25 protein-coding genes are annotated in these 24,167 nt (G+C 75.6%); 23 read left to right on the top strand and 2 right to left on the bottom strand.

Annotated features, from left to right (window positions below; translation table 11 throughout):
- Nucleotides 1-17: 17 nt before the first annotated feature.
- From fetB to mmuM, 17 genes are all read left to right on the top strand, one after another.
- Nucleotides 18-800, top strand: coding sequence for an iron export ABC transporter permease subunit FetB (gene fetB, locus R2737_13695; GenBank protein ID MEZ5117315.1), 783 nt, complete (start codon nt 18-20; stop codon nt 798-800).
- Nucleotides 801-984: 184 nt separating this feature from the next.
- On the top strand, nt 985-1,428 hold the full coding sequence (gene rplM / locus R2737_13690; protein ID MEZ5117314.1) for a 50S ribosomal protein L13: 444 nt from the start codon (nt 985-987) through the stop codon (nt 1,426-1,428).
- Nucleotides 1,429-1,498: 70 nt separating this feature from the next.
- Nucleotides 1,499-1,942 (top strand): 30S ribosomal protein S9, encoded by a 444-nt coding sequence (gene rpsI / locus R2737_13685; GenBank protein ID MEZ5117313.1) that lies wholly within the window; start codon nt 1,499-1,501, stop codon nt 1,940-1,942.
- A 4-nt stretch (nt 1,943-1,946) separates the two neighbouring features.
- Nucleotides 1,947-3,305, top strand: coding sequence for a phosphoglucosamine mutase (gene glmM, locus R2737_13680; protein MEZ5117312.1), 1,359 nt, complete (start codon nt 1,947-1,949; stop codon nt 3,303-3,305).
- 52 nt (nt 3,306-3,357) lie between these two features.
- The gene (glmS, locus tag R2737_13675; protein ID MEZ5117311.1) at nt 3,358-5,208 is read left to right on the top strand and encodes a glutamine--fructose-6-phosphate transaminase (isomerizing); all 1,851 of its coding nucleotides are present in this window, start codon (nt 3,358-3,360) and stop codon (nt 5,206-5,208) included.
- Nucleotides 5,209-5,220: 12 nt separating this feature from the next.
- Nucleotides 5,221-5,790: a GNAT family protein gene (locus R2737_13670; GenBank protein ID MEZ5117310.1), complete on the top strand. Its 570-nt coding sequence runs from the start codon at nt 5,221-5,223 to the stop codon at nt 5,788-5,790.
- Nucleotides 5,791-6,100: 310 nt separating this feature from the next.
- Nucleotides 6,101-6,532 carry a holo-ACP synthase gene (locus R2737_13665; protein MEZ5117309.1) on the top strand — a complete coding sequence of 144 codons (432 nt, stop codon included), beginning with the start codon at nt 6,101-6,103 and terminating at the stop codon, nt 6,530-6,532.
- Entirely contained in the window at nt 6,529-8,076 is a 1,548-nt protein-coding gene (locus tag R2737_13660) for an NAD(P)H-hydrate dehydratase (protein MEZ5117308.1), read from the top strand. Before R2737_13665 ends, R2737_13660 begins: the two co-directional genes overlap by 4 nt.
- Before the next feature lie 25 nt (nt 8,077-8,101).
- Complete coding sequence (gene alr / locus R2737_13655) at nt 8,102-9,235, top strand: alanine racemase (GenBank protein MEZ5117307.1); 1,134 nt, start codon at nt 8,102-8,104, stop codon at nt 9,233-9,235.
- Entirely contained in the window at nt 9,232-10,311 is a 1,080-nt protein-coding gene (locus R2737_13650; GenBank protein MEZ5117306.1) for an alpha/beta hydrolase, read from the top strand. Before alr ends, R2737_13650 begins: the two co-directional genes overlap by 4 nt.
- Nucleotides 10,308-10,907, top strand: coding sequence for a uracil-DNA glycosylase (locus R2737_13645; GenBank protein ID MEZ5117305.1), 600 nt, complete (start codon nt 10,308-10,310; stop codon nt 10,905-10,907). Before R2737_13650 ends, R2737_13645 begins: the two co-directional genes overlap by 4 nt.
- A complete protein-coding gene (gene tsaE / locus R2737_13640) occupies nt 10,904-11,434 on the top strand; it encodes a tRNA (adenosine(37)-N6)-threonylcarbamoyltransferase complex ATPase subunit type 1 TsaE (protein MEZ5117304.1) in 531 nt (176 codons plus the stop codon). Before R2737_13645 ends, tsaE begins: the two co-directional genes overlap by 4 nt.
- 11 nt (nt 11,435-11,445) lie before the next feature.
- Complete coding sequence (gene tsaB / locus R2737_13635) at nt 11,446-12,213, top strand: tRNA (adenosine(37)-N6)-threonylcarbamoyltransferase complex dimerization subunit type 1 TsaB (protein ID MEZ5117303.1); 768 nt, start codon at nt 11,446-11,448, stop codon at nt 12,211-12,213.
- On the top strand, nt 12,210-12,779 hold the full coding sequence (rimI, locus tag R2737_13630) for a ribosomal protein S18-alanine N-acetyltransferase (protein ID MEZ5117302.1): 570 nt from the start codon (nt 12,210-12,212) through the stop codon (nt 12,777-12,779). Before tsaB ends, rimI begins: the two co-directional genes overlap by 4 nt.
- The gene (gene tsaD, locus R2737_13625) at nt 12,763-13,824 is read left to right on the top strand and encodes a tRNA (adenosine(37)-N6)-threonylcarbamoyltransferase complex transferase subunit TsaD (GenBank protein MEZ5117301.1); all 1,062 of its coding nucleotides are present in this window, start codon (nt 12,763-12,765) and stop codon (nt 13,822-13,824) included. Before rimI ends, tsaD begins: the two co-directional genes overlap by 17 nt.
- Nucleotides 13,825-13,922: 98 nt before the next feature.
- Nucleotides 13,923-14,198 carry an antibiotic biosynthesis monooxygenase gene (locus R2737_13620; protein ID MEZ5117300.1) on the top strand — a complete coding sequence of 92 codons (276 nt, stop codon included), beginning with the start codon at nt 13,923-13,925 and terminating at the stop codon, nt 14,196-14,198.
- Nucleotides 14,195-15,136 (top strand): homocysteine S-methyltransferase, encoded by a 942-nt coding sequence (mmuM, locus tag R2737_13615; GenBank protein ID MEZ5117299.1) that lies wholly within the window; start codon nt 14,195-14,197, stop codon nt 15,134-15,136. The genes R2737_13620 and mmuM overlap by 4 nt, the downstream gene beginning before the upstream one ends.
- Nucleotides 15,137-15,163: 27 nt before the next feature.
- Here mmuM and R2737_13610 read toward each other — a convergent pair whose 3' ends face one another.
- Nucleotides 15,164-16,522 (bottom strand): hypothetical protein, encoded by a 1,359-nt coding sequence (locus R2737_13610; protein MEZ5117298.1) that lies wholly within the window; start codon nt 16,520-16,522, stop codon nt 15,164-15,166.
- Between the two features lie 233 nt (nt 16,523-16,755).
- Between R2737_13610 and groES the strand changes: the two genes are divergently transcribed.
- Both groES and groL read left to right on the top strand, forming a co-directional pair.
- The gene (gene groES, locus R2737_13605; GenBank protein MEZ5117297.1) at nt 16,756-17,055 is read left to right on the top strand and encodes a co-chaperone GroES; all 300 of its coding nucleotides are present in this window, start codon (nt 16,756-16,758) and stop codon (nt 17,053-17,055) included.
- Nucleotides 17,056-17,172: 117 nt separating this feature from the next.
- Nucleotides 17,173-18,801 (top strand): chaperonin GroEL, encoded by a 1,629-nt coding sequence (gene groL, locus R2737_13600; protein MEZ5117296.1) that lies wholly within the window; start codon nt 17,173-17,175, stop codon nt 18,799-18,801.
- Between the two features lie 232 nt (nt 18,802-19,033).
- On the opposite strand, the gene R2737_13595 is transcribed toward groL, so the two are convergent.
- Nucleotides 19,034-19,330 (bottom strand): WhiB family transcriptional regulator, encoded by a 297-nt coding sequence (locus tag R2737_13595; GenBank protein MEZ5117295.1) that lies wholly within the window; start codon nt 19,328-19,330, stop codon nt 19,034-19,036.
- A 257-nt stretch (nt 19,331-19,587) separates the two neighbouring features.
- Between R2737_13595 and R2737_13590 the strand changes: the two genes are divergently transcribed.
- The 4 genes from R2737_13590 to guaB all read left to right on the top strand — a co-directional run bounded on the left by R2737_13590 (nt 19,588) and on the right by guaB (nt 24,155).
- The gene (locus tag R2737_13590; GenBank protein ID MEZ5117294.1) at nt 19,588-20,598 is read left to right on the top strand and encodes a MerR family transcriptional regulator; all 1,011 of its coding nucleotides are present in this window, start codon (nt 19,588-19,590) and stop codon (nt 20,596-20,598) included.
- 205 nt (nt 20,599-20,803) lie between these two features.
- Complete coding sequence (locus R2737_13585) at nt 20,804-21,724, top strand: hypothetical protein (GenBank protein MEZ5117293.1); 921 nt, start codon at nt 20,804-20,806, stop codon at nt 21,722-21,724.
- A 121-nt stretch (nt 21,725-21,845) separates the two neighbouring features.
- Nucleotides 21,846-22,445, top strand: coding sequence for a response regulator transcription factor (locus R2737_13580; GenBank protein MEZ5117292.1), 600 nt, complete (start codon nt 21,846-21,848; stop codon nt 22,443-22,445).
- Nucleotides 22,446-22,643: 198 nt separating this feature from the next.
- Nucleotides 22,644-24,155, top strand: a complete 1,512-nt coding sequence (gene guaB, locus R2737_13575) for an IMP dehydrogenase (GenBank protein ID MEZ5117291.1) — start codon at nt 22,644-22,646, stop codon at nt 24,153-24,155.
- Nucleotides 24,156-24,167 lie beyond the last annotated feature (12 nt).

The raw sequence follows: 24,167 nt of genomic DNA, 5'->3' as shown, positions 1-24,167 counted from the left end.
CGACACCGGAGGAGCCCATGACCTCGTCCGCGCAGGTCCCCACCTGGATCGGGGTCGTCGCCTCGCTCAGCCTGGTCGTCCTCGCCGCCGCCGTGGCGTGGTGGGGGCGGCTGGGGCTCACCCGCGAGCTCCTGGTCGCCGCGGCGCGCGCCTTCGTGCAGCTGGTGGCGGTCGGCGCACTGCTCGGGGTGGTGTTCACCTACGGCGGCCTGGCGGCGGCCTTCGCCTGGTTGGCGGTCATGGTCGTCATCGGCGGCCAGGTCGCCGGGCGGCGGGCCAGCGGGCTGCCAGGCTCCCGGCGCACGGCCACCGCGGCGATTGCGGTCGGGGCGGCGGCGACCATGGGGGTCCTGCTGCTGCTGCGGATCATCGACGCGACCCCCACCGTGGTCATCCCGGTGGGCGGGATGGTGGTCAGCGGCACCATGGTCGCCACCGGGCTCACGCTGCGCCGGGTGCGCGACGACGCGCGGCGCTCCCGGGCCGAGGTGGAGGCCCGGCTGGCCCTCGGGCTGCCCGGCAGTGCCGCGTTCGCGCCCCATACCCGCGACTCGGTGCGGACCGCGCTGCTGCCCGCCATCGACCAGACCAAGGTGGTCGGGCTGATCGCGCTGCCGGGGGCGATGACCGGCCTGATCCTCGCGGGGACGCCACCGCTGGAGGCCATCCGCTACCAGATCGTGGTGATGTACATGCTGCTGGCGGCGCCGGCCCTGGCCTGCGCGGTGGCGGCCCGGATGGCGGAGCGGTCGCTGTTCGACCCCGCCCAGCGGCTGCGACCGCTGGACCTCCCGGGGTGACCGCCGTCACGTGGCCGGGGCACCCGTCCGACGGCGTTTTGACCCCCGTCCGGGGCCGCCGGTATCCTGGCTCGTCGCTGTGCGTGTCGGGTCCCCGTCGTGCGGGCCGTCCCGGTGCACGCCGCGAGAGTCGCCAGCCGGCGACCGGCAGGACCACAACCAGCGAGAAGACGAAGGCATCCACGTGCGCACGTACACCCCGAAGCCCGGCGAGGTCACCCGCGAGTGGCACGTCATCGACGCCAACGACGTCGTCCTCGGCCGTCTGGCCTCGCAGGCGGCGGTGCTGCTGCGCGGCAAGCACAAGCCGACGTTCGCCCCGCACGTCGACACCGGTGACTTCGTCATCATCATCAATGCCGACAAGGTGGCCCTGACCGGGGCCAAGCGCGAGCAGAAGCTCGACTACCGCCACTCCGGCTACCCGGGCGGCCTGCGCGCCACCTCCTACGCCCAGCTGCTGGAGTCCGACCCGCGCCGGGCCGTGGAGAAGGCCGTCAAGGGCATGCTCCCGCACAACAAGCTCGGCCGGCAGATGCTGAAGAAGCTCAAGGTCTACGCCGGTCCGGAGCACCCGCACTCGGCGCAGAAGCCGCAGCCGTTCGAGATCACCCAGGTCGCGCAGTAACGCCACGGCGACCCCCGCAGTCCCCCAGCGAAAGGAAACCGTGGCAGTGTCCGAGGCCACCGAGACCGTCATGACCACCGAGACGCCCACGTCGGCGTCCGCCGAGCCCGCCCGTCCGGTCGTCACCGGCCCCGGCTCGGCCACCGGCCGCCGCAAGGAGGCCATCGCCCGCGTCCGGCTCGTGCCGGGCACCGGTCGCTGGACCATCAACGGTCGCGACCTGGAGGCGTACTTCCCCAACAAGGTGCACCAGCAGCTCGTCAACGAGCCGTTCCGCACCCTCGAGGTGGACGAGCGCTACGACGTGATCGCGCGCATCCACGGCGGCGGGGTGTCCGGCCAGGCCGGCGCGCTGCGCCTGGGCATCGCCCGCGCGCTGAACGAGATCGACGCCGAGGGCAACCGGCCGCCGCTGAAGAAGGCCGGCTTCCTCACCCGGGACGCGCGGGCCAAGGAGCGCAAGAAGTACGGGCTCAAGAAGGCCCGCAAGGCGCCTCAGTACTCCAAGCGCTAGTCCGATGGCCCGGCTGTTCGGCACCGACGGTGTCCGGGGCCTGGCCAACCGCGACCTGACCGCGGAGCTCGCGGTCGACCTCGCCGTCGCGGCCGCCCACGTCCTGGGGGACGTGGGCGCGTTCGCCGGCAGCGAGGGTCGCCGCCCGCGTGCGGTCGTGGGCCGGGACCCGCGGGCCAGCGGGGAGTTCCTCGAGGCGGCGGTCGTCGCGGGACTCGCCAGCGCGGGGGTCGACGTGCTGCTCGTCGGCGTGCTCCCGACGCCCGCGGTCGCGTACCTCACCGAGCGGCTCGACGCCGACCTCGGCGTGATGCTGTCGGCGTCGCACAACCCGATGCCGGACAACGGGATCAAGTTCTTCGCCCGCGGCGGGCACAAGCTCGCCGACGAGCTCGAGGACGCGATCGAGGCGCGGCTGCGTGAGCCGTGGGACCGGCCTCTCGGCGCAGCCGTGGGCCGGGTGTCGCACCGCCCCGAGGGCCGGGCCGACTACGTCGACCACCTGCTGTCGACGCTGCCGCACCGGCTGGACGGGCTGCGCATCGTGGTCGACTGCGCCAACGGCGCCGCCAGCGAGGTCGCACCGGAGGCGCTGCGGCGCGCCGGCGCCGAGGTCATCGCGATCCACGCCTCGCCCGACGGCCTCAACATCAACGACGGCTGCGGGTCGACCCACATGGACGACCTGGTCGCGGCCGTGCGCGAGCACGGGGCCGACGCCGGGATCGCCCACGACGGTGACGCGGACCGCTGCCTGGCCGTCGACGCCGACGGCGAGCTGGTCGACGGGGACCAGATCATCGCGGTGCTGACCCTGGCCATGCGCGACGCGGGCACCCTCACCCAGGGCACCGTCGTGTCCACGGTGATGGCCAACCTCGGCTTCAAGATCGCGATGCGCGAGGCCGGGGTGCACGTGGTTGAGACGTCCGTCGGCGACCGCTACGTGCTGGAGGCCATGCGCGCCGGCGGGCTCGCGATCGGCGGGGAGCAGAGCGGCCACGTGGTCCTGCTCGACCACGCCACCACCGGGGACGGCGTCCTGACCGCGCTGCACCTGGCCGCCCGGATGGCGCAGAGCGGCCGCTCGCTGGCGGACCTCGCCGGTGTGGTGCAGCGGCTGCCCCAGGTCCTGGTCAACGTGCGCGACGTGGACAAGAACCGGATCGACTCCTGCGCAGAGCTGACCGCCGCCCTGGCGGAGGTGCGCCGCGAGCTCGGCGACACCGGGCGGGTGCTGCTGCGACCGTCGGGCACCGAGCCCGTGGTTCGGGTCATGGTCGAGGCGCCCACCGAGGACGTCGCCCGCGGCTGCGCGGAGCGACTGGCCGAGGTCGTGCGCACCGAGCTGGCCCTGGCCTGACCGCCGTCCGCACGAGCGCCTTCGCGCGTCGGCGCCCCGTACGCTGAGCGCCATGTGCGGAATCGTGGGCTATGTCGGCGAGAAGCAGGCGCTCGAGGTCGTCGTGGCCGGGCTGCGGCGCCTGGAGTACCGCGGGTACGACTCCGCCGGCGTCGCCGTGGTCGCGGACGACCGGCTGAACGTACGGAAGAAGGCCGGCAAGCTGGCCAACCTGGAGGGGCTGCTCGGCGAGGACCCGCTGCCGCAGTCGACCACGGGCATCGGGCACACCCGGTGGGCCACCCACGGAGGCCCGACCGACGCCAACGCCCACCCGCACCTCAGCGCCGACGGCCGGGTCGCGATCATCCACAACGGGATCATCGAGAACTTCGCCGAGCTCCGCGAGGAGCTGGTGGCGGCGGGCGTGCAGATGGCGTCCGAGACCGACACCGAGGTCGTCGCCCACCTGCTCTCCGCGATGCTGCCCGAGACGGACGATGACCTCGCCGAGGCGATGCGCCGGGTGGCGCGCCGGCTCGACGGCGCGTTCACGCTCGTGGCGGTCACGCCCGACCGACCCGACGTCGTGGTGGGGGCGCGCCGGAACTCGCCGCTCGTCGTCGGTATCGGCGAGGGCGAGAACTTCATGGCCTCTGACGTGGCCGCGTTCGTCGCGCACACGAAGGAGGCACTCGAGCTCGGTCAGGACCAGGTGGTCGAACTGACTCGCGAGTCAGTCACGGTGACCGACTTCGACGGCGCCCCGGCCGCGGTGCGCGCGTTCACTGTCGACTGGGACGCGTCGGCCGCCGAGAAGGGCGGCTACGACCTGTTCATGCTCAAGGAGATCGCCGAGCAGCCGAAGGCGGTCGCCGACTCCCTGCGCGGTCGGATCGGGCGCGACGGCCGGCTGCACATGGACGAGATGCGGCTGTCCGACGTCGATCTGCGCGAGATCGACAAGATCGTGGTCGTGGCCGCAGGGACGGCGTTCCACGCCGGCCTGGTCGCGAAGTACGCCATCGAGCACTGGACCCGGATCCCGGTGGACGTCGAGCTCGCCAGCGAGTTCCGCTATCGCGACCCGATCGTGGACAGTCGCACGCTGGTCATCGCGATCTCGCAGTCCGGCGAGACGATGGACACGCTGATGGCCCTGCGGCACGCGCGCGAGCAGGGCGCGAAGGCGCTGGCCATCTGCAACACCGTCGGCTCGACCATCCCGCGCGAGTCCGACGCCGTGCTCTACACCTACGCCGGGCCGGAGATCGCGGTCGCGTCAACCAAGGCGTTCCTGACCCAGATCGTGGCGGCCTACCTGGTCGGGCTCTACCTGGCGCAGGTGCGCGGCAACATGTTCGGCGACGAGATCCAGTCGGTGCTGCGCGACCTGTCGGACATGCCGAGCGCCGTCGACCTGGTCCTCGACACCACGGGGGCCGTACGTGAGCTGGCGCAGGACCTCAAGGACGCGACCAGCGTGCTCTTCCTCGGCCGGCACGTGGGCTACCCGGTGGCGCTGGAGGGTGCGCTGAAGCTCAAGGAGCTGGCGTACATGCACGCCGAGGGCTTCGCGGCCGGCGAGCTCAAGCACGGACCGATCGCGCTGATCGAGGACGGCATCCCGGTGGTCGTGGTCGTGCCGTCCCCGCGCGGGCGCTCGATCCTGCACGACAAGATCGTGTCCAACATCCAGGAGGTGCGCGCCCGCGGTGCGCGGACCGTCGTGATCGCCGAGGAGGGCGACGAGGCGGTCGTGCCGTACGCCGACGTGCTGATCCGCGTCCCGGTCGTGCCCACGCTGATGCAGCCGCTGGTGTCGACCGTGCCGCTGCAGGTGTTCGCCTGCGAGATGGCCACCGCCAAGGGCCACGACGTCGACCAGCCGCGCAACCTGGCCAAGTCCGTCACGGTCGAGTAGGCGTTCACTGACGTGCCGGTGGCGCCCGTTCCGGTGCTCACCGGTCGGCAGGTCCTGCTGCGGCCGGTGGCCGGTGCCGATGCCGGGCGGCTGCGGGCGATCCGCGCCCATCCTGCGGTGCACCGCTGGTGGGGTGACGCGGAGCCTGCGTTTCCCGGGGAGGACGACTCGTGCCTGAGGTGGGCAGTCGTCGTCGGGGATCGGGTCGCGGGCGGTGACCGGGTCGTGGGCATGGTGCAGGCCTGCGAGGAGGCCGACCCGGACTACCGGCACGCCGGGATCGACGTGTTCCTCGACCCGGAGGTGCACGGGCGCGGGCTGGGCCGCGACACGGTGGCGACCGTGGCCCGGTGGCTCGTCGAGGGGCGCGGCCACCACCGGCTGGTGGTCGATCCCGCAGCCGCGAACGCGCGGGCGATCGCGTGCTACGCCGCCGTGGGCTTCCGGCGGGTGGGGGTGCTGCGGCGCTACGAGCGGGACGCGGCCGGGGGCGGCTTCCGCGACGGCCTGCTGATGGAGGCCCTCGCCGAGGATCTCGTCCCAGAACCCTTCGCGGAACCGGCCCCTCCGGGCCCGGCCTAGCACCATCCGCACGCGCCCCGTACGCCCCTCCTGGTGGAACCTAGAGCCAGGTGAATCCCGCCCACGGGTGGTCGTACGTTCCACCAGGGGAGGGGGTCCGGGGCGCGGGGGTGGCGGGGGAGCCCGGCTGTACGCGGCCTGCCGGGTGCGCTTTCGTAGGCATCCGCCGCTTGCGCCCCGTACGTGTCTCCCGGTGGAACTCCTGACCAGGTGAGGCCCGCGTGGCGCTGGACCTACGTTCCACCGGTGGGTGGGGGTGGCGGGTTCCGCTCGGCCTGCTTCCCCGGCGGGGACGTGCCACGCTTGCCGCATGATCGTGGGGGTCGGGATCGACGTGGTGAACGTGCCGCGGTTCGCTGCCACCGTGAAGCGGACCCCGGGCGTGCGCGAGCGGGTGTTCACCGTGGGAGAGCGGACGACCGCGGACGGCCTGCCCCGCCCGGACGCCTCCCTGGCGGCCCGCTTCGCCGCGAAAGAGGCCGTCGCGAAGGCGCTCGGCGCGCCGCCCGGGCTGCGCTGGCAGGACTGCGAGGTGGTCGCCGATCCCGACGGCCGACCGTGGGTGCAGGTCAGCGGCACCGTCGCGGAGGCGGCCGAGGCCCTCGGCGTGCAGCGCTGGCACCTGTCCCTCAGCCACGACGGGGACGTCGCGGTGGCCTACGTGGTCGCCGAGGGCGACCCCATCGGACTGCTCGCCGCGTCCGCCGCGGTCGCCCGCCAGACCGCGGGGGAGGGTGCGTGAGGTCGGCGTACGACGTCGCCACCGTCCGGGCCGCCGAGGAGGCGCTGATGGCCCGCGTCGGCGACGGGGAGCTCATGCAGCGCGCGGCGACCGGACTGGCCCGCACCTGCGCCGGCCTGCTCGCGGCCGGCGGCGGCGTGACCGGGTCCCGGGTGGCGCTGCTGGTCGGCAGCGGCAACAACGGCGGTGACGCGCTGTGGGCGGGGTCGTTCCTGGCCCGCCGGGGCGCGGCGGTCACCGCGGTGCTGCTGTCCGACCGCGTGCACCCCGAGGGCCTGGGGGCGCTGCGCGCGGCGGGCGGGCGAGCGCTCGCCCCCGGCGACGGCGCCGGGCCCGAGGTCGTGCGCTCGGCCGACCTCGTCCTCGACGGCGTCGTCGGGATCGGGGGCACCGGCGCCCTGCGTCCCGCGGCCGCGGAGCTGGCCGCGGCCGCGCTGGCCGGCGGTGCCCTGCGGGTCGCCGTCGACGTCCCCAGCGGAGTGTCCGCGGACACCGGTGCCGTCGACGACCCCGACGCGGTGTTCGTCGCCGACGCGACGGTCACCTTCGGCTGCCTGAAGCCGGGGCTGCTGCTGACGCCGGGCCGCGCGTACGTCGGGGTGCTCGAGCTGATCGACATCGGCCTGCGGCCCTGGCTGCCCGCTGACGCGACCGCGCGGGTCCTCGACGTCGCCGACGTCGCCGCGCTGCTGCCGCAGCCCGGGCCGGCGGACCACAAGTACACCCGCGGCGTCGTCGGCGTGCTCGCCGGCAGCGCGCGCTACCGCGGAGCGGCCTTCCTGGCCACCGGCGCCGCCCGGCACGGCGACGCCGGCATGGTCCGCTACCTCGACCGCGGCGACGGGATCGCGGCCGCGGTCGTCGACGCCTTCCCGGACGTGGTCGCCCAGACCGAGCCGCCGACCGCGGACCCCCGGGTGACCGCCTGGGGCTGCGGGCCCGGCATGGGGGAGTCCGACGGCGACCGCGACGCGCTGGTGGCGGCCCTGGGCACGGCCGGCCCGGTCGTCGTCGACGCCGACGGCCTGCGGCTGCTCGCGGTGGCCGACGGTCCGGTCCGCGCCGCGGTGGACGCCCGGGCCGCCGACGGCCGGGTCACCGTGCTCACCCCGCACGACGGCGAGTTCGCCCGGCTCGGGTTCTCCGCCGGCTCCGGCGCCGACGAGGACCGGCTGGCTGCGGCCCGCAGGGCCGCCGACGAGCTCGGCTGCGTGGTGCTGCTCAAGGGCTCGGGCACGGTGGTGGCCGCGCCGGGTGGACCGGCCTACGTCGACCCGCTGGGGCCGCCGGCACTGGCGACGGCCGGCAGCGGAGACGTGCTCACCGGACTCATGGCCGCGCTGCTGTCCGGTGCCCAGGCGCGGGGCGTGCTGGCCGCCGACCCGGCCGGGCCGGTGACGGCGGCGGCGCGGGTCGCAGCCGCAGCGGCGTACGTCCACGGCTGGGCGGCCGCGCAGGCCGCCGACGGCGGGCGACCGGTGACCGCGGTGGACGTGCGCGAGGCCCTGCCCGGCGCCATCGCGGCGATCCGGACCGGGGGCTGACGGCCCGCTCCGGCAGGATGGTCCGGTGATCCGTGCCGAGGCCCGCGTCGACCTCGATGCCGTGCGCGCGAACCTCGCGGTGCTGCGCGCCGCGGCGGGGGACGCGGAGGTCATGGCTGTGGTCAAGGCCGACGGGTACGGCCACGGGATGGTGCCGGTCGCCCGGGCCGCCCGGTCCGCCGGGGCGGGCTGGCTGGGGGTCGCGTTCCCGGGGGAGGCGCTCGCGCTGCGGGCTGCCGGCGACACCGGCCGGGTCCTGGCCTGGCTGATCACCCCGCACGACGACGTCGCCCCCTGCGTCGCCGCCGACGTCGACCTGTCCGTGAGCGCGCCGTGGGCGGTGGACCTGGTCGCCGCCGCCGCCGATCGGGCGGGGCGCCCGGCCCGGGTCCACCTCAAGGTCGACACCGGACTCGGTCGCGGCGGGGGGTCGCTGGCGGACTGGCCCGCGCTGGTGGACCGGGCGCGCCGGCACGAGGCCGGCGGCGCGCTGGAGCTGGTGGGGGTGTGGTCGCACCTGGCCAACGGCGAGGTGGCTGACGACCCCGAGACCGCGGCCCAGCAGGAGCGGTTCGCGTGGGCGCTGGCGGAGGCCGAGCGGGCCGGGCTGCGCCCGCAGGTCCGGCACCTGGCCAACTCCGGGGCCACCCTGGCCGTGCCCGGCGCGCGGTTCGACCTGGTCCGCTGCGGGATCGCGATGTACGGCCTCACCCCGGGGCTCGCCCTCGGGACCAGCGCGTCGCTGGGCCTGCGCCCGGCGATGACGCTGCGTGCCGAGGTCGCGCTGGCCAAGCGGGTGCCCGCCGGCCACGGGGTGTCGTACGGCCTGACCTGGACCGCCCCCGCGGAGACCACCTTGGCCCTGGTGCCGGTGGGGTACGGCGACGGGATCCCGCGGGCCGCCAGCGGCTCCGGGCCGGTCCTGGTCGGCGGGCGCATCCGCCACGTGGTGGGCCGGGTGGCGATGGACCAGTGCGTCGTCGACGTCGGGGACGACGCGGTGGCCGCCGGGGACCCGGTCGTGCTGTTCGGCCCCGGCGACGACGGCGAGCCCACGGCCGAGGACTGGGCGATCGCCTGCGGCACCATCGGCTACGAGATCGTCACCCGGCTCGGCCCACGGGTGCCGCGCCGCTACGTCGGCGAGGACGCCCGGTGAACCGCTGGATCGCGCCGCTCGCCGGCGTCGGGCTGCTGGCCGTGGGCGCCGCCGCGGGCGCCGCCGCCGAGCACCTGCTGGTGCGGCGCGGGCTGGGCGGGGGCGCATGGGAGGAGCCGTTCGGCTCGCTGCGCGGCCGGGTCGTGGAGGTGACCGGCGACGACGGGACCCCGCTGCACGTGGAGGTGGACGACCCGCCGGCCGGCCGGGCGGAGGACGGGCTGACCGTGGTGTTCAGCCACGGCTACGCGCTCAACCAGGACTCCTGGCACTTCCAGCGCCGCGGCCTGCAGGGCTTGGCCCGGCTGGTGTTCTGGGACCAGCGCAGCCACGGGCGGTCCGGGCGCGGGGAGTTCGACACGCACCACATCGACCAGCTCGGCCGCGACCTGATGCGCGTCCTGGACGTGTGCGCCCCGACCGGGCCGGTCGTGCTGGTCGGCCACTCGATGGGCGGCATGACGGTGATGTCGCTGGCCGCGCACCACCCGGAGATCTTCGGATCCCGGGTGCGGGGCGTGGCGCTGCTGGCCACGAGTGCCGGCGGCATGTCCTCCGAGACGCTCGGACTGCCCCCCGTCCTGGCGCCGGCGCTGCGCCGGTTCGCCCCCTCGGCCGCGGCGGCGCTGGCCCGGCAGAAGGACCTGGTCGAGCTCGGCCGCAGGCGCGGCAGCGACCTCGGGCTGCTGCTCACCCGGCTGTACTCCTTCGGGTCGGCGGTTCCCGCGTCGTACACCGCGTTCGTGGCCGACATGATCGCGGCGACACCGATCGACGTGATCGCGGAGTACCTGCCCACGTTCGACGAGCACGACAAGTACGCCGCGCTCGAGGCGCTGCAGCGCTGCGAGGTCGTGGTGGTCGTGGGGGGCTCCGACGTGCTCACGCCGCCGCGGCACAGCGAGGAGATCGTCCGCCGGGTCCCCGGAGCGCAGCTCGTCGTGCTGCCCGACACCGGGCACATGCTGGGGATCGAGCGACCGGTGGAGGTCAACACCGCCCTGCTCGGCCTGCTGGGCCGGGTCCGAGCCCACCTGCCCGCGCCGGGCGAGCGTCCACCGGGGGCAGCGCCGTGAGCGACACCGCGGGCCACGACGCGGCCGGGGCCTGGCGGGAGCTGGCCGGGCAGGTCGACGGATGCCGAGCCTGCGACCTCGGACTCGTCCGCACGCACGCGGTGCCCGGCGACCTGCCGGATCCGTACGACGGCGGGCCGGTCCCGCTGCTGCTCGTCGGGGAGGCGCCCGGGGCGGACGAGGACGCGCTCGGCCGGCCCTTCGTGGGCCGCAGCGGCCGGCTGCTGGACCAGCTCCTCGACGAGGCCGGCCTGGACCGGACCGGGGTCGCCGTGGCCAACGTGCTCAAGTGCCGGCCCCCGGGCAACCGGGCACCACGCGCACGCGAGCTGGCGGCGTGCCGCCCCTGGCTGCACCGGCAGCTGGCGCTACTGCAGCCGCGGGTGGTCGTCACCCTGGGCGGGTCGGCGACGACCTGGTTCTTCGGCCGGGGCGCGCGGCTGACCACGCTGCGCGGCCGGCCGCACGAGGTGGACGGCCGCACCGTCTTCGCCACCTACCACCCGTCGGCCGCGCTGCGGTTCGGTCCCCGGGGCGCGCCGCTGGCGGGCCTGCGGGAGGACCTCGGCACCGTCGCGGGGTGGCTGGCCCGGTGAGCACGCACAGCGGTACGGACACCGCGGGCACCGGCTGCGTACGCCTCGACGTCCCCGACGCCGAGGCCATGCGCGCGCTCGGCGAGCGGCTGGCGGCGCTGCTGCGCGGCGGCGACCTGGTGCTGCTGTCCGGCGACCTCGGCGCCGGCAAGACGACGCTGACCCAGGGGATCGGGGCCGGTCTCGGCGTCCGCGGGCCGGTGACCAGCCCGACGTTCGTCATCGCCCGGGTGCACCCGTCGCTGCGCGGCGGTCCGGACCTGGTGCACGTCGACGCCTACCGGCTCGGGTCGCTGGCGGAGGTGGACGACCTCGACCTCGACGCGTCGCTGGCGGACAGCGTGACCGTGGTGGAGTGGGGCGAGGGCCGGGCGGAGGCGCTGGCCGAGGACCGGCTGGAGGTGCGGCTGGTCCGGTCGCACGAGGGACCCGTCGACGCCGGGACGGATGTCGCCGACCCCCGGGTGGCGCAGGTGCGCGGCGTCGGTGACCGCTGGGCGGGCGTGGACCTGCGCGGGCTGGCGTAGGTTCGGGAGCCGTGCTGCTCGCCCTCGACACCGCTACGCCGGCCGTCACGGTCGCGCTGCTGGCCGACGGCGAGCTCTGCGCCGAGCGCACCGTCGTCGACGCACGCCGGCACGCCGAGCTGCTCGCCCCCCTGATCGACGGCGTGCTGGGCGACGCCGGCGCGGGGCGCCGCGACCTGGCCCTGGTGGCCTGCGGCGTGGGGCCGGGCCCGTTCACCGGGCTGCGGGTCGGCGTCGTCACCGCCCGGGTGCTCGCCGCGGCCCTGCGCCTCCCGTGCGTGGGGGTCTGCTCGCTGGATGCGTTGGCCCTGCAGGCACACGCGGAGGGCGACGTGCGCGGGCCGTTCGGGGTGGCGACCGACGCCCGTCGGCGCGAGGTCTACTGGGCCGGCTACGACGGCGACGCCGTCCGGGTGCGCGGGCCCCGGGTGCAGCGGCCGGCGGACGTCGCCGCCGACCACGCCGACCTGCCCTTCGTCGGCGCGGGCGCGCTGGCGTACCGGCAGGACTTCCTCGACGCCCGCGAGCCGCACCACCCCTCCGCGGCCTGGCTGGGGCTGCTGGTGCATCGAGCGCTGGGCGCCGGCGAGCCGCTCCCCGAGCCGATCGCGGAGCCCCAGGCCGACGATCCGCACCGAGGCCAGGGCGACGATCCGCACGGCGACGGAGCACTCGGCGCGCCGCAGCCGGGCCGGGTGCTGCTCCCGCCGGTCCCGTTGTACCTGCGGCGACCGGATGCGGTCGAGCCCGGCGCGCGCAAGCAGGTGCTGCCGTCGTGACCGGGCCCGTCGCCGCCGCGGGGACCGCGCCCCGGACGGGCGCGGCACCGGTGCGACTGCGGCCGGTCCGGTGGTGGGACGTCGCGGCACTGCACCGGCTGGAGCTGCGGCTGTTCCCCACCGACGCGTGGTCGGTCGAGCAGTTCTGGGGCGAGCTGGCCGGGGTGCCCACGACCCGCTGGTACGTCCTCGCCGAGGCCGCGGACGGGTCGGACGACGGTGCTCCGCTGGGCTACGCGGGGCTGTACGCGGTACCTCCGCAGGCCGACGTCCAGACCCTCGCGGTCGCGCCGGACGCCCAGGGCCGGGGGCTGGGCCGGCTGCTGCTGCGCGCGCTGCTCGCCGAGGCGCACCGGCGCGGCTGCAGCGAGGTGCTGCTCGAGGTGCGGGCCGACAACGAGACGGCGCAGCGGCTGTACGAGGCGGAGGGGTTCGAGCGGATCGCGGTGCGACCGGGCTACTACCCGGGCGGGCCCGGCGAGGCCCCCCTGGACGGCCTGGTGCTGCGCCGCCGGACCACCGGCGACGACGGGGAGCGGGGAGGTGGCGATGACCGACCCGCGTGACGACGGCCCGCTGGTCCTGGGCCTGGAGACCTCGTGCGACGAGACCGGGGTGGGGCTGGTCCGTGGCCACCGGCTGCTGGCCGACGCCGTCGCGTCGTCGGTGCAGGAGCACGCCCGGTTCGGCGGCGTCGTGCCGGAAGTGGCCAGCAGGGCGCACCTGGAGGCGATGCTGCCCACGCTGGACCGCGCCTGCGCCGAGGCGGGCGTCCGCCTCGACGACGTCGACGCGGTGGCGGTCACGGCCGGCCCCGGCCTGGCCGGGGCGCTGCTCGTCGGTGTCGCGGCCGCCAAGGCGCTGTCCCTCGGGCTCGGCGTGCCGCTGTACGGCGTCAACCACCTCGCCGCCCACGTCGCGGTCGACACCCTCGAGCACGGGCCGCTGCCGGAGCCGACGGTGGCGCTGCTGGTGTCCGGCGGCCACTCCTCGCTGCTGCTCGTGCCGGACGTGACGGCGGACGTACGCCCGCTCGGCGCGTCCATCGACGACGCGGCGGGGGAGGCGTTCGACAAGGTGGCCCGGCTGCTCGGGCTGCCGTTCCCGGGAGGCCCGTGGATCGACCGCGCGGCCGAGGACGGCGACCCCGGGTCCATCGCGTTCCCGCGCGGGCTGACCTCCCCGCGGGACCTCGAGCGGCACCGCTTCGACTTCTCGTTCAGCGGGCTGAAGACCGCCGTGGCGCGCTGGGTGGAGGCCCGGGAGCGAGCCGGCGAGGCCGTCCCGGTCGCCGACGTGGCCGCCGCGTTCCAGGAGGCCGTCGTCGACGTGCTCACCCGCAAGGCCGTGGACGCCTGCGTCGCGCACGGGGTCGACCACCTGCTGATCGGCGGCGGCGTGGCCGCCAACTCGCGGCTGCGCGCCGTCGCCGAGACACGGTGCGCCGACGCCGGGATCCGGCTGCGGGTCCCGCGGCCGGGGCTGTGCACGGACAACGGCGCGATGGTCGCGGCGCTGGGGTCGCAGCTGGTCGGGCGGGGCCGGGCGCCGGGGTCGCTGGCCCTGCCCGCCGACTCCTCCCTGCCGGTCACCGAGGTGACGGTGCCGTAGCGAGGCCACGGGGGCGCTCGCGGCTGCGGCGGGGGCGCCGTCGGGCCCGCGCGGGCCGCGATGCAGACTCGTTTCCGTACCGGTCACCACCGTGCCCGGTGGAGCAGGTCGGGAGCGACATGATCGTGCGGATGTGGGTGGCCCACGTGGCCCCCGGGCGGACCGAGGATGCGCTGGCGTGGGTGCGCCGCGACCTGGTCCCCCGGCTGCTGCTCACCGAGGGCTGCATGTCCACCGAGATCCTGCGCGGCACCGGCAACCCGGTCCGCGTCGTGGTCACCTCGCGCTGGGACTCGCCGCCTCGGTTCGAGGAGGGCGTGCCGGACGACGGCGTCCTGACCAGCGCGCGGGCCTACCACTTCGAGACGGTGTGACCGAGAGCCCCCAGGCGGCCGGGCTGGCCGGGCTGCTGGAGTCCGGGCCGTGGCCGCTGGACGGCGGCCTGGCCAGCGAGCTGGCCGAGCGCGGGTGCGACATCACCGGCCACCTGTGGTCCGCGCGGCTGCTGCGGGAGGACCCCGACGCCATCCGGGCCGTGCACGAGGCGTACCTGCGCTCGGGCGCCCGGGTCGTGATCTCGGCGTCGTACCAGGCCAGCCGGCAGGGGTTCGCGGCCGTCGGCCTGGACGCGCGGCAGGCCGACGACCTGCTGCGGCTGTCGGTGGACCTGGCCCGCGCGGCGCGGGACGCGGTGGCGACCGAGCCCGGCCTCGACCCGGGCCTGGTCGCGGCCAGCGTGGGGCCGTACGGCGCGATCGGGCACGACGGCGGCGAGTACCGCGGGCGCTACGGCCTGAGCCATGCGCAGCTGGTCGCGTTCCACCGCGAGCGGATCGACGTCCTGGCCGCGGCCGGTCCCGACCTGCTCGCCGTCGAGACCATCCCCGACGCCGACGAGGCGGCCGCGCTGGTGGACGTGCTGGCCGACCACGCCGACCTGCCGGCCTGGATGACCTTCACCTGCGGGGACGACGCCCGCCTGTGGGCGGGCCAGCCGATCGAGGAGGCGGTCGCGGCGGCGGCCGCGGCGCCGAGCGTGCGGGCGGTGGGGGTCAACTGCACCGCGCCGGAGCTGGTCACGCCGCTGCTGGAGCGCATCGCCGGGTCGGGGGTGGGTCTTCCGGTCGTGGTCTACCCGAACGCCGGTTTCGGCTGGGACCCGTCGACGTCGACCTGGACCGGCGTGGGGACGGACGTGCTGCCGGACCCGGTGGTGCGGGAGTGGGTGGATCGCGGCGCGGTCCTGGTCGGCGGCTGCTGCGGGCTCGGCCCGCGGGCCGTCCGCGGCATCGCCGGGGCGCTGGGTCGCTGACCGGCCCCGCACCGCTCGGCTGGGACGTCAGGGCTCGGAGTCGCCCGGCGACACCAGCAGGGTCACCCCGCCGTGTGCGGTGCGGGTGACCACCAGCGTCGCCGTCGGGCCGTCGCCGCGCAGCCGCAGGTCCCGGCGCAACCGCTCCGGTCGCACCATCACCGCGCGGGTCTTCACCACCACGTCCCCGAACCCGCGCCCGCGCAGCGCGGCCCGCAGCGGGGCCACCGCGCCGGGCAGCTCGGCCAGCACCCGCCAGGCCCGCCCGAGCGCGTCGTCGGGGCGGGTGTCGGTGGTGACCCAGGCGACGTCGGGGTGGAGCAGCCGGCCGTCGACACGCTGCGCCAGCGGGGCCACCAGGCCGGAGCGGATGACGGCGTCGTCCGGCTCGAGCAGCCACTCGCCGACCGGACCGACGTCCGGGGCGGCATCGTCGCCGGCATCGGGCCCCGCGTCGCCCGCCGTGAGCTGGGCCGGGGACCGCCCGGTCCGCAGCACCACCGCGCGGCGCCGTACGCCGGGCTCGGCCAGGCCGGGGAACCACACGGCTGCCTCGACCAGGTCGCCGTCGACGCTGGTCCAGGCCGTCTCGCAGCCCTCCGGCGCCAGCTCCCGGGCGATCCCCGGGGCGACCTTGGCCACGGTGCGCGGCTGTCGCTCGGCCAGCCCCAGCACCCATGGCCACGGCGGGGACCACGAGCCGGGGTCGGCCAGCCGACGGGTCCGGCGCCCGGCGGCGTCCCGGGGGCCGTCGGGGTCGCGTCGCGCCGGGTCCACGTACGCCGCGTCGGTGGCGGCGAGCACGGGCTCCAGCACGGCGGGGTCGGTGACGTCGCCGAGCCTTACCTCGACCAGGTCGGGGGCCACGGCGGCGGCGTTGGCGGTTGCGACGGCGGCCGTCGCGGGGTCCGCCTCGACGGCGACGACCCGGATCCCGTACCCGGCCAGGCTCCACGCGTCCGCGCCGAGCCCGCAGCCGAGGTCGGCCACGGCCGAGGCACCTGCGGCGGCGAACCGACCGGCCCGATGGTCGGCGACCGCCGTCCGGGACGCCTGCTGCAGTCCGCCGTCGGTGTAGAGCAGGGCGTCGGCGTCGACGGGGGCGCCGTCCGGGTGGCGGGGGGCCAGCCGGCCGCGGGCCCGTCGCGCGAGGCGGGCTTGGGTGGCCGCCGCGGCGAGCAGGTCCCCGGGCAGGTCCGGGTGCGCCGAGCGCAGCCGGGTGGCCAGCCGCAGGGGGTCGGCGGGTCGTCCGGTCGCCGCGCCCGCGGCCTCCTCGTCGGCCAGCCGGGCCGCGGTCGCGCGGGCGGCGCGTCCCTGCGGGGACGTCAGCCCGCGCACCCAGGCCGCCCCGGCGGGGGCGTCGACGGCCTGCGGGTCCGGGTCCACCGGCACCTCCGGCGTGGGGTCGGGCGCGGCGCTGGCACTCGAGTTGACGGAGTGCTAAGCGACGCCTAGGGTAGCCGTTGGCACTCTCCACCAGGGACTGCCAACTCAGGAGCGACCCGGCAGCCTCGGCCCCGCGACGACGAGGTCACCGGTGCGTCACCTGGCCCCGCACCGGTCCGCCGGTGCGTCCCCGCCCATCGCACACAGACATCCCGCAAGGGGGAGGTCAGACCGTGTCGGTCACCATCAAGCCGCTCGAGGACCGCATCCTGGTCCAGCCGCTTGACGCCGAGCAGACCACGGCGTCCGGTCTCGTCATCCCGGACACCGCGAAGGAGAAGCCCCAGGAGGGCAAGGTCCTCGCGGTGGGTCCCGGTCGCTTCGACGAGGACGGCGAGAAGCGCATCCCGCTCGACATCAAGACCGGTGACGTCGTCATCTACAGCAAGTACGGCGGCACCGAGGTCAAGTACAACGGCGAGGACTACCTCATCCTCTCGGCCCGCGACGTGCTCGCGGTCGTCGAGAAGTGACGCGCTAGTCCCCGCCCGAGCCGTACGGCTCACCCCCGTTCCACCTGACACCGCCCCGGGCGGCCCGCACCCGGGTCACCGGGGCGGTGTCGTCACCACCGACCGAGGAAGAGGCGCATGCCGAAGATCCTGGAGTTCGACGAGGGAGCCCGCCGCAGCCTGGAGCGCGGCGTCAACGCCCTCGCCGACGCCGTGAAGGTGACGCTGGGGCCGCGCGGCCGCAACGTCGTCATCGACAAGAAGTGGGGCGCGCCCACGATCACCAACGACGGGGTGACCATCGCGCGCGAGGTCGAGCTGGAGGAGCCGTACGAGAACCTCGGCGCCCAGCTCGTCAAGGAGGTCGCCACCAAGACCAACGACGTCGCCGGTGACGGCACCACGACGGCGACGGTGCTGGCCCAGGCCATGGTCAAGGAGGGCCTGCGCAACGTGGCCGCCGGCGCCGGGCCGATGGACGTCAAGCGCGGCATCGACAAGGCCGTGGCCGCGATGACCGCGGAGCTGATCGAGGCCGCCCGCGAGGTGGAGAGCAAGGACGAGATCGCCCAGGTCGCGACCATCTCCAGCCAGGACCCGGCCATCGGCACCCTGATCGCCGACGCCTTCGACAAGGTCGGCAAGGACGGCGTGATCTCCGTGGAGGAGGCCAGCACGATGGGCCTCGAGCTGGAGTTCACCGAGGGCATGCAGTTCGACAAGGGCTACATCTCGCCGTACTTCGTCACCGACGCCGAGCGGATGGAGGCCGTCCTCGAGGACGCCTCGATCCTGCTGGTGCAGGGCAAGGTCGCCAGCGTCTCCGAGCTGTTGCCGTTGCTGGAGAAGGTCGTCCAGTCCGGCAAGCCGCTGCTGATCATCGCCGAGGACGTCGAGGGCGAGGCGTTGTCGACGCTGGTCGTCAATCGGATCCGCGGCACGTTCCCGTCGGTGGCCGTGAAGGCGCCGGCGTTCGGCGACCGCCGCAAGGCGATCCTGCAGGACATCGCGGTCCTCACCGGGGCGCAGGTCGTCTCGCCCGAGGTCGGACTCAAGCTCGACCAGGTCGGCCTGGAGGTCCTGGGCTCGGCGCGACGCGTGGTCGTGACCAAGGACACCACCACCATCGTCGACGGCGGCGGCGAGCACGCGGCCGTCGCGGACCGGGTCGCGCAGATCAAGTCCGAGATCGAGCGGACCGACTCCGACTGGGACCGCGAGAAGCTGCAGGAGCGGCTGGCCAAGCTGGCCGGCGGCGTCTGCGTCATCAAGGTCGGTGCCTACACCGAGGTCGAGCTCAAGGAGAAGAAGCACCGGATCGAGGACGCCGTCTCCGCGACGCGCGCCGCGATCGAGGAGGGCATCGTCTCCGGGGGCGGCACCGCGCTGGTGCAGGCGGCCCACGTCCTCGACGACTCCCTGGGCCTGACCGGTGACGAGGCGGTCGGGGTCTCGGTGGTCCGCAAGGCGGCCAGTGAGCCGCTGCGCTGGATCGCCGAGAACGCCGGCCAGCAGGGCTACGTCGTGGTCGCCAAGGTGGCCGAGCTGCCCGTCGGTCACGGCTTCAACGCCGCGACCGAGGAGTACGGCGACCTGGTGGCGGCGGGCGTGCTGGACCCGGTCAAGGTCACCCGCTCGGCGCTGGAGAACGCCGCGTCGATCGCCGGCATGCTGCTCACCACCGAGGTGCTGGTGGCCGAGAAGCCGGAGGAGGAGGACGAGGCCGAGCACGGCCACGGCCACTCCCACCACGGGCACAGCCACTAGGGCGCGCCCGCGCGTTCGCGCACGCACGAAGGCCCGGCCCCCGTGAGGGGACCGGGCCTTCGTGTCGTCCGTCCCGTGCGGGGGTCTCGCCGTGGGTCGGGGGAGACGCCCGGGACGGATCGGGAGGGGCGGACGTCCCGGAAGGGGGGAGGGAGGGACGCCCGCGGGCTCGGGGGATGGACGGGTGTTGAGTGGAGCAGGGACCGGGCGGGATTGCCGGGACCCGCTGTCGTCAGGAGGCCTCGGCCATCCGGCGCCGGCGGCGCAGCAGCGACTCGCGCTCGTCCTCGGTCAGCCCACCCCACACGCCGTACGGCTCGCGCACCCTCAGCGCGTGCGCGGCGCACTGGGCCATCACGGGGCAAGACGCGCAGACCGCCTTGGCGGCCAGCTCGCGGGCCAGCCGGGCCGGGCCGCGCTCGCCCTCGGGGTGGAAGAAGAGGCTGGGGTCCTCACCGCGGCAGGCCGCCTGCATCTGCCAGTCCCAGAAGTCGGCGTTGGGGCCGGGGAGTCGGGAGACGTCCGCCATCGGGTCCTCCTCGTGGCCAGGTCCGCGGGTGGTCCGCGGGCTCGGGGTCTGCGGGGCTCTGCCTGTGTCTGCGGGGTGCTGCTGTGGTGTGGACTCCACCCTAGATATCGATGCAGAAGTTGGTCAAGAGGAAAGTATGAACAATCTATGAACTAGTTCCCGGGAGGTGGTGCGCGGGCCGCCGGCGGCGCGGATCGAGTCACGCCCTCGGCGCGTCTGCGGTGGCGGGACCGGGCGCCGGGCCCCACCATGGCGACGTGAACTCCGGCGGAGTGGTTCCCACGCGGGGCCCGGGCGACGGGGCCGAGGCCCCCGGCCCGGGCCTGTCCGTGGCGACCGTGGCCCGCCGACTGGGGGTGGCGCCCGCGACGCTGCGCACGTGGGACCGCCGCTACGGTCTCGGTCCGTCCGAGCACGTCCCCGGGGCGCACCGTCGCTACACCGCCGCCGACCTGGCCCGGCTGGAGCACATGCGCCGGCTGGTGCTGGAGGGCGTCCCGCCCGGTGACGCCGCCCGCGACGCGCTGGCGCTGGATCCGGAGCCGGGCGCGGGGGTGATCGCCTGGTCGCCGCCGGCCCCGCCTGCGCGTACCGGGGGACGGGGCGACGGGACAGCGGAGTCGCCCGCGGGAGGCGGCCAGGTGGTCCCGCTGCCCGGTGGGCTGCCGGCGGCGCGGGGACTGGCCCGGGCCGCGACCGCGCTCGACGGGACGGCCTGCACCGCGATCGTCGCCGAGACCCTGGATCGACGCGGGGTGGTGTGGACCTGGGAGAACCTGGCCGTGCCGGTGCTGCGCGGCGTGGGACAGAAGTGGGCCGACACCGGCCGCGGCGTGGAGGTCGAGCACCTGCTCTCGCACGCGATCGCCTCCGCCCTCACCGGGTTGGTCGGCGCGATGGGGACTCCGGTGAACGTCCGTCCGATCCTGCTGGCCAGTGCGCCGGACGAGCTGCACAGCCTGCCGCTGCACGCCGTCGCCGCCGGGCTGGCCGAGCGCCGGATCGGCGTACGCATGCTCGGTGCCCGGGTCCCCGCGGACGCACTGGTCCAGGCGGTCCGGCGTACCGGTCCCGGCGCCGTGCTGGTGTGGTCCCAGCTGGAGGCCACGGCCGACACCGCGGTGCTGGACGCGATCCCGGACTGCCGGCCGGCCCCGGCGGTGCTGGCCGCGGGACCCGGCTGGGGCCCGGTCCTGCCCGACCGGGTGGAGCGGGTGGACGACCTGACCGGCGCCATCATCCGGCTGGCCCGCGCCGTCGGCGCCTGACGCGCGTACCGCCGGCGCCCCACGTTGTCTCGTGTCGCCCCGCGTCGCCCCGCACGTAGCGGCCCACCCTCCTCCGGCCGAATGAGTCCCCACGTCGCTTGACGCGCTGGATTCGGTCGGAAAGCGACGTGGGGACTCATTCCGTCGGGGGGCGAGGGGTGGGGTGGTGGCTCCGGTAGCCTCGCGGCGTCGAGGGGAGCGCGCGTTGGACGACGAGCTCACCGGGCTGCTCAGCTCGGGCGAACGCGCGGCGTTCCACGGCCGTCCGGCCGCGGGCATACCCCCGCTGGAACGCGCGCGCGAGCTCGCCCGCGGCGGCGACCGCGAGGCCGAGGCGACCGCCGCCGACTGGCTCCTCGGCGTATGCCTGACCGCGGCCGGCCGCTACGGCAGTGCCCTGCAGGTGCTCCGCCCGCTGGCCGAGCACGCTCCGCAGGAGCCCGAGCGCCGGGTCTTCGCCGCGCTCGCGGCGGCGACCATGGCGTCGGTCTACCGGCAGATGGGCCGCCACGCGGAGGGCCGCGAGCACGACTCCCGCGCCCTGGACCTGGCCGAGCACGCGGCCGAGGCGCAGTTCGACGCGCACCTGGGCCTGGCCGCCGACGCCGTCGGTCTGGGGGACATCGCGACCGCGGGTACCGAGCTCGGGCAGGCCGTCCGGCTGGCGGAGGGCCGGCGCGAGTGGTGGCGGCAGCGCGTCCGGCTGGACTGGGTGCGCGCCGAGGTCGACCTGCTCGGGGACGACGCCGACGCCGCGCGGGGCCACGCGGAGTCGGCCATCGCACTGGCCGAGCATTCGGGGGCGCCTCGGCACGTGGCCAAGGGACTGCTGTTCCTGGGGGTGGCGCAGGTGCAGAGCGGCCAGAACGAGGACGCGGCCGACACCCTGCGCCGTAGCGCCTCCCTGGCCGAGAGCCTCGGTGCGCTGCCGCTGGTCTGGCCCGCCCGGGCGGTGCTGTCGGCACTGCTGGCCGGTTCCGGGCCGGAGGAGTCGCAGCGCTGCCTGGCCGTCGCCCGGCAGGCCGTACGTCGCATCGCCGAGGACCTCGACCCCACGGACCGTGAGGCCTGGCTGGCCCGCCCCGATGTGGCGGCGGTGCTCACCGAGGTGGCGGACGGGGGCTGACCCGGGGGCCCGCGGCGGGCGACCAGCCGATCGTGGGGCGGCGGGACTGAAGTTCCGGCCCGCGGATGCCGACACCTGTGGGTGTACGGCCGATCCGCGGCCGCCGGCGAGAGGACCCGACGTGGCCACCGTCCTCGTCTGCGACGACGCCCCGCTGGCGCGCGAGGCGGTCCGCCGCGTCGTGTCGGCCGCGCCCGGTGTCGAGCGCGTGACGGCGGCCGGCAGCGGCGAGGAGGCCCTGGCCCGGTACCCCCTGGAGCGGCCGGACCTGATCCTGATGGACGTGCGGATGCCCGGTATCGGCGGCCTGGAGGCGACCCGGCGGCTGCTGGCGGCGCACCCCGAGGCCACGGTCGTCATGCTCACCCTCGGCGAGGACGCGGAGGGGGTAGCACGGGCCGTGTCCGGCGGAGCCCACGGCTACCTGGCCAAGGATGCGACCCGGGAGGAGATCCTCTCCACCGTGGCGCTGGCGCTGTGCACCACGCCGCGGCCGAGCGTCCAGCACCGGCCCGGCGGGTCGCCGCCCGCGCTCACGGACCGGGAGCGGCAGGTGCTCGACGGGATGTCCCGCGGGCGCAGCAACGCCGAGATCGGCGGGGAGCTGTTCCTGTCCGAGGACACCGTGAAGACACACGCGCGCCGGCTGTTCCGCAAGCTCGGCGCGGCCGACCGGGCCCAGGCGGTGGCCCTCGGCTTCCGCTGGGGCCTGCTGCACTGAGCCCCGGGCCGCGGCCCCCGAGCCCCGTGCGTTCCCGTTGTGGTGCCGGGTGCGTGCGCTGTAGCGCACGCAACCGGCACCACAACAGCGGTCTGGGCGCGGGGAGAAGGGTGGACGCGGCCGCGGGTAGCCTGAGCGCGCGCCCCGGCCCCACCGCCCCGACCGCCCCGACTGCCCCGACCGCCCCGGAGACCGCCCATGGACCACCCCGAGCTCCCGGACACCTTCGGCCCGCTGGGCCTGACGTTCGACGACGTGCTGCTGCAGCCGGGGGAGACCGACGTGCTGCCGTCGGAGGTGAGCACCGCGACCCGGCTGACCCGCGACGTCGAGATGGCGGTCCCGCTGGTGTCTGCGGCGATGGACACGGTCACCGAGGCGCGGATGGCCATCGCGATGGCCCGCAACGGCGGCATCGGGGTGCTGCACCGCAACCTGTCCATCGAGGACCAGGCCAAGCAGGTGGACATGGTGAAGCGGTCGGAGTCGGGCATGGTCACCGACCCGGTCACCGTCGGGCCCGACGCCACCATCGACGAGCTGGACCGGCTGTGCGGCGCCTACCGGGTGTCCGGCCTGCCGGTCGTGGCCGACGACCGCACCCTGCTCGGGATCATCACCAACCGGGACCTGCTGTTCGTGCCGCCGTCGGAGTTCCCGCACCGACGGGTGCGCGAGCTGATGACCCCGATGCCGCTGGTCACGGCACCGGTGGGGATCTCCCGGGACGATGCGGCGGCGCTGCTGGCCAAGCACAAGGTCGAGAAGCTGCCGCTGGTCGACGAGCACGGCCGCCTCGCCGGGCTCATCACGGTCAAGGACTTCGTGAAGTCCGAGCAGTACCCCGACGCCACCAAGGACCCAGAGGGCCGGTTGCGCGTCGCTGCGGCGGTCGGCTTCTACGGCGACGCCTGGGAGCGGGCCACCGCGCTGGTCGAGGCCGGTGTCGACGTGCTCGTGCCGGACACGGCCAACGGCCAGGCCCGGCTGATGCTGGAGATGGTGCGCCGGCTGAAGTCCGACCCGGCCACCCGGCACGTGCAGGTCATCGGCGGCAACGTGGCCACCCGCAGCGGCGCGCAGGCCCTGGTGGACGCCGGCGTCGACGCCGTGAAGGTCGGCGTAGGTCCCGGCTCCATCTGCACCACCCGCGTGGTCGCGGGCGTCGGTGTCCCGCAGATCACGGCTATCCACGAGGCGGCGCAGGTGTGCCGCCCGGCCGGGGTCCCGGTCATCGGCGACGGCGGGCTGCAGTATTCCGGCGACATCGCCAAGGCCCTGGTCGCCGGCGCCGACTCGGTCATGCTGGGCTCGCTGCTCGCCGGCTGCGACGAGAGCCCGGGCGAGCTGGTCTTCGTCAACGGCAAGCAGTACAAGCACTACCGCGGCATGGGGTCCATCGGTGCGATGGCCTCGCGCGGGCGGGTCTCCTACTCCAAGGACCGCTACTTCCAGGCCGACGTGCCCACCGACGAGAAGATCGTCCCGGAGGGCATCGAGGGCCAGGTGCCCTACCGCGGCCCGCTCGCCGCGGTCGCACACCAGCTCGTCGGCGGCCTGCACCAGTCGATGTTCTACGTCGGGGCGCGGTCCGTCCCCGAGCTGAAGGAGCGTGGCCGGTTCATCCGGATCACCGCGGCCGGGCTGCAGGAGTCCCACCCACACGACATCCAGATGACCGTCGAGGCCCCCAACTACCGTCCCCGCTGACCAGGTCGGAGC

It is taken from the genome of Candidatus Nanopelagicales bacterium, assembly GCA_041393815.1.
Taxonomy (GTDB): domain Bacteria; phylum Actinomycetota; class Actinomycetes; order S36-B12; family JAWKJK01; genus JAWKJK01.
The sequence above is the reverse complement of the archived record's forward strand: the minus strand, read 5'-3'. Positions and strand labels throughout refer to the sequence as shown.